13 protein-coding genes are annotated in these 13,380 nt (G+C 61.0%); 8 read left to right on the top strand and 5 right to left on the bottom strand.

Annotation, left to right across the window (positions count from 1 at the left end):
* Window positions 1-18 precede the first annotated feature (18 nt).
* Genes O4H53_RS07185 through O4H53_RS07155 form a run of 7 tightly spaced genes read left to right on the top strand, consistent with a single transcriptional unit; the run spans window position 19 to window position 7,225 of the window.
* Window positions 19-1,479, top strand: coding sequence for a pilus assembly protein TadG-related protein (locus tag O4H53_RS07185; protein ID WP_269362508.1), 1,461 nt, complete (start codon window positions 19-21; stop codon window positions 1,477-1,479).
* Window positions 1,476-1,961 (top strand): TadE/TadG family type IV pilus assembly protein, encoded by a 486-nt coding sequence (locus tag O4H53_RS07180; RefSeq protein WP_269362507.1) that lies wholly within the window; start codon window positions 1,476-1,478, stop codon window positions 1,959-1,961. Before O4H53_RS07185 ends, O4H53_RS07180 begins: the two co-directional genes overlap by 4 nt.
* Window positions 1,958-2,584 (top strand): TadE/TadG family type IV pilus assembly protein, encoded by a 627-nt coding sequence (locus O4H53_RS07175; protein ID WP_269362506.1) that lies wholly within the window; start codon window positions 1,958-1,960, stop codon window positions 2,582-2,584. Before O4H53_RS07180 ends, O4H53_RS07175 begins: the two co-directional genes overlap by 4 nt.
* Window positions 2,585-2,594: 10 nt before the next feature.
* Window positions 2,595-3,875, top strand: coding sequence for an AAA family ATPase (locus tag O4H53_RS07170; RefSeq protein WP_269362505.1), 1,281 nt, complete (start codon window positions 2,595-2,597; stop codon window positions 3,873-3,875).
* A 4-nt stretch (window positions 3,876-3,879) separates the two neighbouring features.
* Window positions 3,880-5,271, top strand: coding sequence for a CpaF family protein (locus tag O4H53_RS07165; RefSeq protein WP_269362503.1), 1,392 nt, complete (start codon window positions 3,880-3,882; stop codon window positions 5,269-5,271).
* Window positions 5,271-6,233 carry a type II secretion system F family protein gene (locus tag O4H53_RS07160; protein ID WP_269362501.1) on the top strand — a complete coding sequence of 321 codons (963 nt, stop codon included), beginning with the start codon at window positions 5,271-5,273 and terminating at the stop codon, window positions 6,231-6,233. Before O4H53_RS07165 ends, O4H53_RS07160 begins: the two co-directional genes overlap by 1 nt.
* A gap of 8 nt (window positions 6,234-6,241) precedes the next feature.
* On the top strand, window positions 6,242-7,225 hold the full coding sequence (locus O4H53_RS07155; RefSeq protein WP_269362499.1) for a type II secretion system F family protein: 984 nt from the start codon (window positions 6,242-6,244) through the stop codon (window positions 7,223-7,225).
* Between the two features lie 48 nt (window positions 7,226-7,273).
* Here O4H53_RS07155 and O4H53_RS07150 read toward each other — a convergent pair whose 3' ends face one another.
* Genes O4H53_RS07150 through O4H53_RS07135 form a run of 4 tightly spaced genes read right to left on the bottom strand, consistent with a single transcriptional unit; the run spans window position 7,274 to window position 11,548 of the window.
* On the bottom strand, window positions 7,274-7,840 hold the full coding sequence (locus O4H53_RS07150; protein ID WP_269362498.1) for a PqiC family protein: 567 nt from the start codon (window positions 7,838-7,840) through the stop codon (window positions 7,274-7,276).
* Window positions 7,841-7,843: 3 nt separating this feature from the next.
* Complete coding sequence (locus O4H53_RS07145; protein ID WP_443069519.1) at window positions 7,844-10,309, bottom strand: PqiB family protein; 2,466 nt, start codon at window positions 10,307-10,309, stop codon at window positions 7,844-7,846.
* A complete protein-coding gene (locus O4H53_RS07140) occupies window positions 10,284-10,943 on the bottom strand; it encodes a paraquat-inducible protein A (protein WP_269362494.1) in 660 nt (219 codons plus the stop codon). The genes O4H53_RS07145 and O4H53_RS07140 overlap by 26 nt, the downstream gene beginning before the upstream one ends.
* Window positions 10,886-11,548 carry a paraquat-inducible protein A gene (locus O4H53_RS07135; protein WP_269362493.1) on the bottom strand — a complete coding sequence of 221 codons (663 nt, stop codon included), beginning with the start codon at window positions 11,546-11,548 and terminating at the stop codon, window positions 10,886-10,888. The genes O4H53_RS07140 and O4H53_RS07135 overlap by 58 nt, the downstream gene beginning before the upstream one ends.
* A gap of 154 nt (window positions 11,549-11,702) precedes the next feature.
* Between O4H53_RS07135 and O4H53_RS07130 the strand changes: the two genes are divergently transcribed.
* A complete protein-coding gene (locus tag O4H53_RS07130; RefSeq protein ID WP_269362491.1) occupies window positions 11,703-12,263 on the top strand; it encodes a type 1 glutamine amidotransferase domain-containing protein in 561 nt (186 codons plus the stop codon).
* Window positions 12,264-12,388: 125 nt separating this feature from the next.
* Here O4H53_RS07130 and O4H53_RS07125 read toward each other — a convergent pair whose 3' ends face one another.
* Window positions 12,389-13,360, bottom strand: coding sequence for a C45 family autoproteolytic acyltransferase/hydolase (locus tag O4H53_RS07125; protein ID WP_114273915.1), 972 nt, complete (start codon window positions 13,358-13,360; stop codon window positions 12,389-12,391).
* Window positions 13,361-13,380 lie beyond the last annotated feature (20 nt).

Here is a 13,380-nt window from a genome sequence, read left to right as displayed (position 1 = left end):
TAACGAAGGTGCCTCCCAATGACTCCGGCTGCGACACTCCAACGCTTTCGCAAGAACGAGCACGGGGGCGTACTTTTGCTTTGGGCCGTTTGCGTCGTCATGATTCTGGGCTTCTTCGGCCTGATCTTTGACGTGGGCCGCCTGGCGGCAACCCAATCCGAACTGCAATCCTATGCTGACAGCGTCAGCCTTGCCGCAGCCGCAGAGCTTGATGGAAGAGCCGATTCGATTGCCCGTGCCACTTCAGCCGCTTCCAGCCTGATCAGCGATTCGCAGACCTTTGGCGACGGCGCACGCGCGCTGGATTTCGCAAATGACGTGACGCTGGTGTTCTACAAACCCGGCTCAGACGGCAAGTTCCAGCGCTCAGCCGCGCTCGAAACCACCAACAGCTATGCCGCCCGCTTTGTCGAAGCCCGTATCCGCGACCGTGATGTCAGGGCCGCCGTTACAGCCGCCTTCAGCTCCCTCACCGGTGAAGAAACACCCGACAGCAGCGCATCCGCCAGCGGGGTCGCGGGATTTTCGCTTGAGGCCTGCAACGTGGCCCCTGTCGCCATGTGCCTGCCCGCCGTCGATTTCGACGCCGCCTCCAACATCGGCAAGACACTGGAGGTCAAGCTGGACGTGAACGTCAGCCGCCTGATCCCCGGCCAGCTCAGAGCGGTGCACACTTTGACTGATTCCCTCGACGGGCTGCAAATCTGTGCGGGCCTCCTGGGCAAGAGCCTTGCCGCTTGCCTGCTGGCCGCGCGTCAGCCTGAAACAGCCTGTGCCGGTGGCGGTGGCCTGCATATCACCGCCGATGTTTCCGCCAATGATCTGGCCGATGCTATCAACACACGGTTCGACAAGTTCAGCGGTATCGCGTCGGGTTTCCAGAACAACCCCAACTTCAGCGCCGCGCCCAATGTGCTGACCGGTCTGCTGAACGCAGCCGGGCTCTGCCTGCCGGTGGGCAACCTGCTTGGCCTTGGCAATGACGACATCGGCCTTCCGACCGACGATTGCCTTGCCACGGGCGGGTGTTCAGTGCAGGGAAACGGGGTCTGGGATGCCGGGCGCACCGCCTATATCGAAGCGCATTACGGCGGCGAAGACCCCCATCCGGAGGCGCAGACGCGGTTTGAGTTCTACCAGGCTGAAATCGAAGCTGCCATAGAAATGGAAGGCACCCCCCTGCTGGGTGCTGTCGGCGGCCTGTTGGGTGGCATCGCATCCGAGCCCCGCATGTGCGCCCCCCAAGCAAACAAGGACATCAAACGCCGTTTGATGGTTGTGGCAGGCATTGATTGCCTGTCGGCAGAGCTGGATGCCGCCGTGACCGTGCCACCGGTGCAGCAATTCTTTGAGGTCTTCGCCCTTGGTCCTGCCGAAAACGGATTGCTCAACGTAGAAATTACCGCCTGCCTTGGTGGAAACTGCGGTGGCGGGAACCTGGATACCGAAGTTGTCGATGTGGTGAGGTTGGTTGAATGATCCGCACCCTCCACAGCTTCTGGCGCGATGAAAACGGCGCGGCGCTGGTCGAATTTGCGATGCTCCTGCCCACTTTGTTCCTGTGCGTCGGCCTCTGTGTCGAGGGCACGCGCACCTATTGGTCCTACCAGACCACGATCACCGGCGTGCGCGACGCAACCCGCTATCTCAGTCGGGTCGTGGATCATGACGTGTGCCTGAACGGCGGCTCGATCAGTGTCTGGGACGACAAGCTGACCGAGATCGTGCGCACCAGCCAGTCGGGCGAAGGCATGTTTCCCCGCGCTGTTTCTATCAGCGGTGTCAGCGCCAGCCTGAGCTGTCAGAATTCCGGCTTTCGGGGTGGCATCACTGGCGTGGCCACCGTCAGTGCCAGCCTGCAGATCGGCGTGCCCTTCGCCTCGCTGTTCAAACTGGCAGGCATCACCGCGAAATCCGTCAATGCACAGGTCACGGACAGCACAAGGATCCTGGGCCTTTGAGACTGCTTGCCCGGATAAACCTGCCCCGGTTCGCCCGCGAAGAGGAGGGCGCGACGCTGGTCGAATTCGCCGTGGTGCTGAGCATCTTCATCTTCATGATTTTCGCATTGATCGACTTTGCCCGTCTGGGGTTTTCCAACGTGATGGCGGAAAAGGCGACCGAGAAAGCGGTGCGGATGGCCGTTGTGCGCGCGCCCGCCTGCCCGGATGTGCCACGGGTCAATCAGCGCGGGCTGATCGGCGTCGTGTCGCTGGACCTGCCCAACGGGACCTCCTGCACCGCCCGCACCGGTCTGTGCCAGGATGTCGGCACCATTTCCTGCAATGGCTCGCTCGACAATCCGACCGCGCAGTTGATCTGGAGCCGGGTCAGACCGCTGCTGCCCAACACCGCAAAGCCTGAAAACCTGCGCTTCAGCTACACTTATGATCGCAGCCTCAACCGCGTTGCGGCGGCCTATACGCCGATTGTCACTGTCGAATTGGCCTCGCTTCGGTTCGATTTCATTTCGCCCCTCGGCGCGCTGGCGGATTTCGCCAGCAATTCCAGCGGCAGCACGCTGGGGGAAGGGTTCACCTTTCCCGCCATGAGCGCATCCCTGCCCGCAGAATCCATCAACTAGGAATCCTCCCATGACCATCGCCCATCATGACATCGAACAACAGGTTGCAGCCGCCGTCGCGGAGCAGAGCAGCCTGGGACATGCGCATCGCACGAAGGTCATCATCGCCGTTCAGACCCCCGAGCTGGGCCAGAACCTGAGCGATGAGATGGGGCAGGATCCAGGCGTGGACGGAACAATTGTGCAGGGGGATCTGGCTTCCGTGCTTCGGTCCGTTGAAATGGATCTGGGCAAGATCGACATCATCGCCTTTGAGGTCAGCGACGACCCGGAGGCGGATATTGCCGCCCTGGCAAGAATGCAGGACATCCTTACGGTGCCGCAGTTCATCGCCGTATCCACCCGCGCATTGGCGGACGACACCCGGGCGGCGCTGAAAGACGCCGGAGTGCAGGATCTGCTGGTGATGAAACTGCAGCAAACCGATCCGACAGCCGAACCGGAGCCGCAGGCGGCAACCCCCGCACCCGAAACACCGGCAATCGCGCCGACTGCTTCTGCTCCGGCCGAAATCGAAGCGACCCCTCACATGATCGCAAAGGGCCACGGTGACGTGACCGTCATGTTGCGGGCCCGCGGGGGGGCGGGCGCATCAACCATCGCGGTCAACCTCGCAGCATCCCTCGCCAAGGGCAGCGAAGCAGGCAAGACCGCATTGGTTGATCTGGATATTCAGAACGGTGCCATCGCCCTGATGCTGGACCTGCCCGATTCCGAAGAAGCGACCCGATTTGTCCAGGGCAATGCCACGCCTGACGCCGCCTTCCTGGACAAGGCGATGGTGCGCCACGCAAGTGGGGTCGATGTGCTGACCGCGCCCGATATCTTTGCGCCGCTATCGGCAATCGCCCCCGAGGACATGATCACCCTGATGAGCGCGCTCAAGTCCCGTTATGATCATGTCATCATCGACATGCCGCAAACGATTGTCGACTGGATGGATCCGGTTCTGGCCAACGCATCCCGCGTTCTGGTGGTCGCGGATATGTCCCTGCCCTCGGTCAAGCGGACGCGCCGGCTGATCAACCTGATCGCCGAAGAACATATGACCCTGCCGATCAAGGTTGTGATGAATTTTGAGAAAAAACCGCTGGTCACCAGCGAAGCACAAAAGGAAGCGGCGCAGCTGATCGGTCGCCCGCTGCTCTATTGGATACCCACCGATGCCCGCGCGGCCAAGCGCGCCATTGATCTTGGCACGCCACTGATCACCAGCGCCAAACGCTCCGCACCGGCCAAGGCGATGGCGGGCCTGCACAAAACGCTCTTTGCCGCCACCCGGAAAGGATAAGCAGATGTTCAAATCCTTCAACGCCTCCTCCAGGCCCGCCAAGACAACACCGCCTTCCGCCGCACCGGCATCGCGCCAACCGCGCCCCGAGCCCGAGGAACGGCCCGTGGCAAGACCGGTTGCGGACCCGAACAATGGCTTGAAAACCGAACTTCACACCTTGCTGCTGGAGCAGTTGAACCTGACCGTTTTGGATAAGGTCAGCAAATCCGATCTGCGGCACGAAATCGCCGGTCTTTCCGCGCAGTTCCTGCAGGACCGGGGCCAGCAGATGCCATCCGCCGCCTTCCAGGCGCTGATGGATGAACTGCTGGACGAAGTGCTGGGCCTGGGCCCGCTGGAGCCGCTGCTGGCAGACCCCACGATCAGCGATATTCTCGTCAACGGCACCGACAAGGTCTTTGTCGAACGGCGCGGGCTGCTGGAGCGGACGGACGTGCATTTCCGGGACGAGCGCCACCTGCTGCGGATCATCGACAAGATCGTATCAAGCGTGGGTCGCCGCATCGACGAAAGCCAGCCCTGGGTTGATGCCCGTCTTGAGGACGGCAGCCGCGTGAACGCGATCATCCGCCCCTGCGCCATCGACGGGCCAAGCCTGTCGATCCGCAAGTTCTCACGCAGCCCGCTGCACATGGACAAGCTGCTGGAGCATGGTGCGCTGTCCAAACCCGCGGCGCTGTTCCTGGAAGCCGCCGTGAAGGGCCGCATGAATATCCTGATCTCGGGCGGCACCGGATCGGGCAAGACAACGATGCTGAATGCATTGTCCGCGTTCATCGACCCGCGCCACCGGATGGTGACGATCGAAGACGCGGCCGAACTGCAGTTGCAGCAGGAACATGTCGTCCGCCTTGAAACCCGCCCGGCAAATGCCGAAGGCACGGGCCGCATCACCCAGCGGGATCTTCTGATCAACGCGCTGCGGATGCGCCCGGACCGGATCATGGTCGGCGAGGTCCGCGGCAATGAAGCCTTTGACATGTTGCAGGCGATGAACACGGGCCATGACGGGTCGATGACCACGATCCACGCCAACACCGCCCGCGATGCGATCAGCCGGTTGGAACAGATGGTCACCATGGTCGGCGGCGATTTTCCGATGCAAGCGGTCCGGTCGCAGATTGCTGCCGGCCTGCAGCTGGTCTTGCAGCTGAACCGCCTGTCGGACGGGCGCCGCAAGGTCACCAGCATCTCGGAGATTGTCGGCCTCGAAGGCGACACCGTGATGATGCAGGACATTTTCGTTTTCAAGAAGATGGGTGTCGATGACGACGGCAATGTCAAAGGCCGGATGATGGCGACAGGTGTCCGCCCCCGCTGCTTTGAGGCGCTGATGTCTTCCGGCGTCAAACTGGCGACCGATGCCTTTTCGATGATGGACGAGGTGGCATGATGCCCATCGACAGCTCTCTGACGCTGATCTGGTATCTGGCCGGTGCAGGCATCCTGCTGCTGGCAATCGTGGCGTTCAGGATGATCTTTGCCCCGGAAAACGCACAGGAGCGGACCGCGGCAAAGCGGCTGAAAAAGATGCGTCCCAGGACAGGCCATGGCATCGCCGAGGCCATGGTTCGCAAACAAAGCCGGCGGCCCACCGGCCGGTCCATTCCGCTGATCGGTGATCCGGCCCTTCTGGTGCGCCGCGCGGGGCTGGAAGGCAAGGAGCCCCTTATCCTGGTCGCAATCGCGGTGCTGGCGCTGGGGCTGGGCTTTGCACTGTCACTGCGGTTGAGCGCCGTTGTGGCCTATCCCGCCGGGATCATCGCCTCGGTGTTCATGGTGAAATCCTTTCTGCAGAAGCGCCATGCGAAACGGGTCGACGCCCTGACCCACCAATTGCCCGATGCGCTTGACCTGATGATGCGCGGGCTGCGGATTGGCCATCCGGTCAGCGCCACCATCGCCAATGTCGGACGGACCATGCCGGACCCGATTGGTGCCGAATTCCGCCAACTGGCCGAACAGGTCAGCCATGGCGATTACCTGACCGATGCTTTCACCGATCTCGCGGATCGCGTGGGCCAGGAGGATGTCGAATATCTGGCCGTTTCGATCCGCATCCAGCACGGTACGGGCGGCAACCTGGCCGATATGCTGGGCACGCTTGCCAAGGTCGTCCGCGACCGCATCGTGATGCGGCGCCGCGTCAAGGCAATCTCTTCCGAGGGGCGCATGTCGGCCTATGTGCTCTCTGCGCTGCCTGTGCTGATCTACGGTATCACATCCTACACGGCACCGGACTACTATGGCGCAATCAGTGACGACCCGATGTACCAGCCCATCGCCATAACCATCATTGCCCTTGTCCTGGCCAATTTTCTGGCACTGCGCAAACTCGTAACCTTCAAGATTTAGGGCATCTCATGCTGACCGCATCCACCCTCACCGACGCCACCCTGTATGGGTCACCGCAGACGCTGATCATGCTCGCCGCGCTCGGGGGGTTTGCGATGCTGTTGTTTGCCGCCTATGGCCTGATCCAGACCCGCGATCATTCAGCGGCGCGGATGCGCAGCCTGTCCGCAGCCATGAACGAAGGCAAATCAACCCTGACCAAAGGCAAGGAATCCGCCCCGCGCGGGCTGAAAAAGGCACTGATACCCGAAGATCCCTCCGAACGGGCGCAAATCCGGTTTCAACTTGCCAAGGTCGGTTTCGAGCGTGCGGATTCAGTCGAGATTTTCTTCTTTGTGCGGCTGTGCCTTGCCCTGGCTCCGCCGGTCGCCGTCTTTGCCGCAATCTTTCTGGCGCAGGCCGGCCTGTTGCCCCCGTTGCTCGCCGACAAGATCGAAGCGACCTCGAAACTCCGGCTTTTGCAGGTTGCCGCCATCGGGGCGGGTGTCGGTTTCTATGGGCCGGGCATGTGGCTCTATTCCCGGATCAAGGCCCGCAAGGACAAGATCTCCAAGGCTTTCCCCAACGCTCTGGACCTGGTGCAGATCTCGGTCGAGGCGGGGCTGGGTTTTGACGCTGCGATCAACCGTGTCGGCAACGAGCTGGGGGGCGTGGCCCCGGAAATTGCCTATGAATTTCTGCTGCTTCAACTTGAAATTCAGGCCGGGCGGGACCGGGAAAGCGCCCTGTTCGACATGGCCGAACGGATGGGCATTGACGAGGCGCGCTCCTTTGCCCTGGTGATCGCGCAATCCCTGCAATTCGGCACCAGCCTGACCACTGCGCTCAAGACATATGCCATCGAGATGCGTCAGATGCGCGAACTGGCGGCGCAGGAGAAAGCCAACAAGCTTCCTGTCCAGATGTCCGGCGTGATGTCGGTGCTGATGCTGCCGGCGCTGTTTCTGATCACCCTGACACCAATCATCATCCGCTACATGGCGATCTACTGATCGTTCAATACAGACCGTCGATGGGGGGGTCCCTTTCCGGGAAAAACCCTATTTCATCCCGTCGCGCGCGATGAAACGTGCAAGATCCAGGATCAGCTGCCCCCGCGCTGCGGCGATGGCCCCCGGTCCACCGGCCGGATCGAAAGCCACGCTCAGGTCGAACAACCCGGAGCGTTCCCGCCCGCCGTCCAGCACGGCGACGAAATACTGCCCCGACGCGCGGAATGATCCCGAAGACATGGCCACCAGATCGGCAAAACGCACCTCAAGCCGTGCATCGGGAAAGGCCTGGAAGGGCCAGGGTTCCGATGCGATGCGGCGCCCCGTCATCCGGGCAAGGTTCTGGCTCAGCTCCAGCGCGATCGCGCGCTCGGGCGCATCGGCCCAAAGGACATCAGAGGAGCTTGTGAGCGTCCCGTCTGCGGCCTGAACAGCGATTTCATCAGATGCGGCATAGCTGGGCAAAGAGACATCGCGCACTTCGACAGAGGCAAAGGCAATGCGCTCACTTTGCGTCACGGCAGGGGTATTGACCGCAAAGCGGGTCGCGTTGCCACCACAGGCTGCCAGGATCAGGATCAGGCCGAAGCCCAGTGCGCGTTTTACAAATACCATCTGTTATCTTCCCAGCAAAAGAGAATTGGGGTTGCGTTCAATCGCCCGCGCCAGCGAGGTCAGCGCATCGGCGGCCTTTTGAATGTCGCGCAGCGTGTCCTGGGCCGTGCGGCTCAGTTGATCGCCCTTGTCATAACCCTGGATGGTCCGGCTGGCCTGGGCAAACAACCCTGTCAGCCGTTCCATGATCTGCGGCAAGTCCCGTGCCGTCACTGCGATATTGTCCGCTGCATTCCGTGCGGAGGCCAATGTCTGGTTCACATTGTTGATCGCCCCGCCTTCACGCAGCTCTTGCAAGGTATAGTTGACCTCGTCCAGCGCCCGCTTCAACGATCCCGGCAGCGCCTTGGCGTCTTCGGTGCCGATCAGCTCATCCGCCGTCCGCGTCAGGGTTGTGAGCTCGGACAGCAGTTCCTCGACTTCCAGAGACTCGGCCTTGTTCGCAACCGCCTCGAACCGGGCAATCAGCTGCGGCACACCGGCCACGGAAGAATTGACCGCATCGGTTGCCTTGGCCGCATCATCCAGAACCTTGCTGATCTTGGCGGAAATCTCCGGCAGGTCGTTCGTTGCCGTTGCGACATTGGCGGCGGCCTGACGGGCGGAGGCAAGCGTCTGGTTCAGATCACGAACCGCACCGCCGTCACGCAGCTCCTTCAAGGTCGCGTTCACCTGGTCCACCGCATCTTTCAAGGCAACAGGCAGCGCTGCGGCCTCTTCCGATCCGATAACAGCCTCTGCCGTATCGACCAATGCGGTCACTTCGGTGATCAGTTCCTCTACCTTCAGCGCTTCGGCCTTCTGTGCCACGGCACGAATGTCGTTGATCAGGTCGGGAACCCCTTCAATCGACGTGGAAACCGAATCCGCGGTATCGGCAACCGTGTCGATGGCAGCGACCAGCTTGGCCGACAGCTGCTGTTCCTCCAGTTCCGCAACCAGAGTCTCGATCCGCTTGAGAGTTGCGTTCAGGGCCACCGGAATATTGCGCACGTCTTCAGAAGCGACAAGGCCCTGAATTTCGGCCAGCAGGTTGCGTACATCCTGCGGTGTTTCGCGCAGGGCCTGATCGGAAACCAGCGCCTCGGCAGAGTCGAGGAAGGTGATCGCAGAATTCAGCAACTCCTCGATCGGCAGGCTGTTGATGCGGTTGAACACCCCTTCAACCGTCGCAGCGGCATCCGACACTTCACTTTCGGTGGTCGGCATCTGCGGCGACATCCCGTTTTCGCTGACAAGCTGCGCTTCGGTTGCGTCCGGCACATCCACGAATTCGATCTTGAGCCCGCCGGTCAGCAGGCTTGCTGACGCAAGCCGCGCCCGCAGGCCGGTGGCCACACGCTCTTTGAGGAAGGCCAGAGCGGTTTGCGCCGTCACCTCCCCGGGCAGGCCCAGTCGCGCCGGCTGGACCGAGATATTCACGCTCAGACGGACCCGGCTGTCGCCATAGACATCGTAGTCCACGACACCTGACAAGGCTTCAACCTCGCCAATTTTGAGGCCCGACATTTCAACCGGCGCTCCGACCGCAAGGCCGGATATATTGTCCTCAAACACCACGCTCAGTTTCAGCGGATCAACCTCGGACGCATTGAAGAGTGAATTGCGCGCGGATTCCTTGTCCGGGTAAATCTCGAACACGGATCCGTCCTGCACCCGGCCGCCGCCAGAGACGAAAGTGTCGAAAGTGACGCCGCCGCCAACAAGGGTTGCCAGCGAGGAAAAGTCGATCTCGGCGCCTGAGGGGCCGATGTTCACACTGAACCCGGAGGCATCCCAGAACCGCGTATTTTCATTCACAAGTGATCTGTGTTCTTCGAATATCAGCGCCTCGACGATGGCGTAATTGCCGCGCGGAGCAATCTTGGCACGTCCGACGCGACCAACTTCGATCCCCTTGAACAGGATCGGCGCGTTGTCGGTCAGCTGGCCATTGGCCACGGTGCGAAAGGCAATTTCAAGCCCCGCCTGGCCCGACCGGATCAGCGGCGGCTCTGCCGCGCCGACAAACCGTTCCGTCGACGTACCGATCTGGTCATCCCATGACCCTTCGATATGCACGCCGCTCAGCACCGTGGACAGCCCGGTAATGCCCTGGGCCGTCACCTCGGGCTGGACAATCCAGAACACCGAGGAACTGTCGATATAGGGTGCCACGTCCTTGTCCACACGGATGGAGGCGACCACTTTTCCCAGACCTTCGGTAAAGCCGACGTTTTCGACTTTGCCCACCGTGATGTCGCGGTATTTCAGCTCTGTTTCGCCTGCCTTGATACCTGCGCCGTTCTCGAACTCGACAATGATCAGCGGACCACGGGAATTGTAGGATTGCCAGGCAACACCCAGTGCAACCACCAGTGCCAGGATCGGCAGGATCCAGATAAAGGACGCACCGCTGAAAAAAACCTTGCGCACAGGTGATACCGATACATCCGGCAACTCGTCATTCATCGCGTCCTGGACCCCCATCCTTGACTTGCGCATCCCAGATCAAACGGGAATCGAAAGCTTGCGCTGACAGCATCGTGAAAATCACCGACAATGCAAAAAATATGCTCGCCGGGCCGGGATTTATGGACGCCAGTGTCTTGAGTTGCACCAATGCGGACATAATCGCAACGACAAATATGTCGATCATCGACCAGCGACCGATGTATTCGACCACCTCATACATCATCTGCCGGCGGTTCATGCTGATCCGGGAACCGGCCTTGATGCTGATCGCAAGATAGGCCACCGCCCAGAATTTCCCCAGCGGGATAAAGACGGAGGCGAAGATGATGATCGCCGCGATTCCGAAGTTGCCGTAATGCGCCAGTTCGACCGCGCCGCCGATGATGGTACTGTCCTCCTCCTGAAACAGGGTGCGGGTTTTCAGCATCGGAAAGATGTTGGCGGGGATGTAGCACATGAACCCGATCACCCACAGCGCCCAGACGCGGCTCAGGCTTTGGGAATCGCGCGACACCAGCTTGTGACCGCAACGCCCGCATGTGCTGGCCGAAACCGGCCAGACCTTTGCGCATCGTGTGCAGGCAACAAGGTTCAGGTCCTTGGCGCTGACGACGTTCTGGGGTTTTCCAGTGAGTTCCATACAGACCATTTACACATAAAGCTGTCCTGCGCGATGACAAGCACAACGAGGATGCCGAACATCCAGAAAGCGGGTCCAAATCCGACATGGGCCAGATCCGAAACCTTGACCAGCGCAACCGCACAGCCGATCGCGAAAATCTCTGCCATGGACCAGGGGCGCAGCGCCTCTGACAGGCGGAACGCCTGCATGGCATGCGGGGCCGGGTCGCGGTCCAGCACCACGGGCACAAGGACATAAAGCGTGAGGCAGGCGCGCAGCAGCGGCACGATGATGATCAGCCCCGCCGTTGCCAGCGACAGAAAGATCATCGGTCCACCTGAAAAGGCCAGCGCCGCATCCAGCACCGAAACAGCATTTTGCGTGCCCGCCGCATCAATCGACAGAAAGGGAAACACGGCCGCCCCGATGATAAGAACCAGGACCGCAAGCGCGACGGCAATAATGCGCAGCCCGGCGTTCTTCCTGGGCGCAATCAATACCTTATGGCATCGCTGGCACTGCGCACGCTCTCCCACGCGGGGCCGTTTGAGGTGATAGACGGCGTCGCATTGCGGACAAACAATCAGTTCGTCCAGCGGCGTGCGCGTCATGGGTTCGACTGTGTCCTTCATAAGCGATTGATATAGGAAGGTTTGGCGGCATTACACGCCTATTTTCACGACAGATGTCAGGTGCGGTTTTCTGCCGCCCCTCGCGTCAGGGTGGAACAACAACCAGTCGGAGGCGTTTTTACGGTGAAACATCATTCAATTGAGGACTCACCAAATGACACAGATCAACAACGCCAGCATCCTGATCCTGGCCACCAATGGTTTTGAACAATCCGAACTGGAGAAGCCGCGTGATGACCTGCGGGCGAAAGGCGCCACGGTTCATGTGGCGACACCGGACGGCGCGGACATCAAGGGTTGGGATGCAGATGACTGGGGCAATACGGTGCCCGCCGATCTTGCCCTCTCGGACGTGGATATCCAGAGCTACGATGCGATTGTCCTGCCCGGCGGCCAGATCAACCCCGATCTGCTGCGGGTCAATCATGATGCCGTGAAACTGATCCGAGACTTCGCCGACGCCGGCAAAGTGGTTGCCGCCATATGTCACGCACCCTGGCTGCTGATCGAGGCCGGTATCATCAAAGGCCGCAAGGCAACGTCCTATGGGTCAATATCCACCGACATGAAAAATGCCGGTGCGCTTTGGGAAGACAGCGAAGTCGTTGCCGATCAGGGCATCGTGACCAGCCGCCAGCCCGGCGACCTGGACGCTTTCGTCGCCAAGATCGTCGAAGAAATCGAGGAAGGCAAACACGAACGCAAGGCGGCATAGACCTGCGTCGCCCCGGAGGCTGAGCCCTGCAACCATGGCCCCGCTCAACCTTGGGCGGGGCCATTTCTGGTTAAAAGCGTCGTGTGAACCCTTGCCAGCGGTCTGTCAGCGCGCTTTCCGGCAGGTCACGCAGCACCCGGCAAAAGCACTTCGCGCGCGCCTTCGGTGAAATCACTCAGCGACAACGCCCAGGTCGTGCCGGGCCAACGCAGCTCCATTTCGCGCTTCCGCGGCCGGTAGACCGCCGTATAAAGCGTGCCGAACCCGGCATTGAAGGCCGTCGAATAAAGCGGCGGCTTCAGAAATGCATTGATGAATTTCTCTTCAGGATCCTTGTGCAGCCGCAGGCGTTGCAGCAGGAACCGCTCGCGTTCGACCGTTGCCGTGAACCTGGCGTGGCTGACCCATTCCACGTTCTCCTGATGGTTTGTTGCCACGGCTGCGCGGGTGATCAGCGCCTCGCGGTCCGGGCCCATCATGGCGGTCGCATACTTACGCTTCCTGTCCAGCACGGTCACATTATAGCTCATATGCGTGGGCACCCGCGCCAGAACCGCCGTCGCCTCATCCGTGGTTGTACAGGTCTGCAGGACATAGCGCAGGATCAGCGGCACGCCAAAGCCCTGCCCGACAATCCGCCGGCCACCGAAGGTGAGCGAAATTGCCAGCCCGGCATCATTCACGCCATCGACCAGCCCCCAAAGCCCGTCCGAGGTGCCCATGACCCTGCGGCCCTGCCAGTTGGTCCGTAGGACCAGCTGGTCAAATGCATTCGGGTTGTAGTCATAGTTGCGCACCATGACCGGCTCCTTGCCGGCCCAGATCGCCTGCGAACAGCCCGAAAGGTAAGGCGGCGGGTTGTAGAAGCTGAGAAACCGCGCGGCATTGTCGCCACCGCCCGCAAGCGCGCAAAGGTCGTCGTAAAGCGGCAGCATCTCGGGCATATGTTGACCCAGGGCGCGCCTGCACTCCGAATAGGTCGGCCGGGCAGACGCACCTTCCTTGAGCCACCAGTTACGGTAGTCAGGCCAATATTCGGCGAAAAGCCCGGACCATTTCGATCCGGGCATTTCGATATCAAGTGCGCGCCAGTACATCGCAGCCTTTCAGGGGTGAA

It is taken from the genome of Sulfitobacter sp. G21635-S1 (assembly GCF_027213915.1).
In the GTDB taxonomy this organism is placed as follows: domain Bacteria; phylum Pseudomonadota; class Alphaproteobacteria; order Rhodobacterales; family Rhodobacteraceae; genus Sulfitobacter.
The sequence above is the reverse complement of the archived record's forward strand: the minus strand, read 5'-3'. Positions and strand labels throughout refer to the sequence as shown.

Bases quoted from the DNA above. Each gene is read 5' to 3' on its own strand.
- O4H53_RS07185 (WP_269362508.1), top strand. From the start codon at position 19: ATGACTCCGGCTGCGACACTCCAACGCTTTCGCAAGAACGAGCACGGG.
- O4H53_RS07180 (WP_269362507.1), top strand. From the start codon at position 1,476: ATGATCCGCACCCTCCACAGCTTCTGGCGCGATGAAAACGGCGCGGCG.
- O4H53_RS07170 (WP_269362505.1), top strand. From the start codon at position 2,595: ATGACCATCGCCCATCATGACATCGAACAACAGGTTGCAGCCGCCGTC.
- O4H53_RS07165 (WP_269362503.1), top strand. From the start codon at position 3,880: ATGTTCAAATCCTTCAACGCCTCCTCCAGGCCCGCCAAGACAACACCG.
- O4H53_RS07160 (WP_269362501.1), top strand. From the start codon at position 5,271: ATGCCCATCGACAGCTCTCTGACGCTGATCTGGTATCTGGCCGGTGCA.
- O4H53_RS07155 (WP_269362499.1), top strand. From the start codon at position 6,242: ATGCTGACCGCATCCACCCTCACCGACGCCACCCTGTATGGGTCACCG.
- O4H53_RS07150 (WP_269362498.1), bottom strand. From the start codon at position 7,840: ATGGTATTTGTAAAACGCGCACTGGGCTTCGGCCTGATCCTGATCCTG.
- O4H53_RS07145 (WP_443069519.1), bottom strand. From the start codon at position 10,309: ATGGGGGTCCAGGACGCGATGAATGACGAGTTGCCGGATGTATCGGTA.
- O4H53_RS07140 (WP_269362494.1), bottom strand. From the start codon at position 10,943: ATGGTCTGTATGGAACTCACTGGAAAACCCCAGAACGTCGTCAGCGCC.
- O4H53_RS07135 (WP_269362493.1), bottom strand. From the start codon at position 11,548: ATGAAGGACACAGTCGAACCCATGACGCGCACGCCGCTGGACGAACTG.
- O4H53_RS07130 (WP_269362491.1), top strand. From the start codon at position 11,703: ATGACACAGATCAACAACGCCAGCATCCTGATCCTGGCCACCAATGGT.
- O4H53_RS07125 (WP_114273915.1), bottom strand. From the start codon at position 13,360: ATGTACTGGCGCGCACTTGATATCGAAATGCCCGGATCGAAATGGTCC.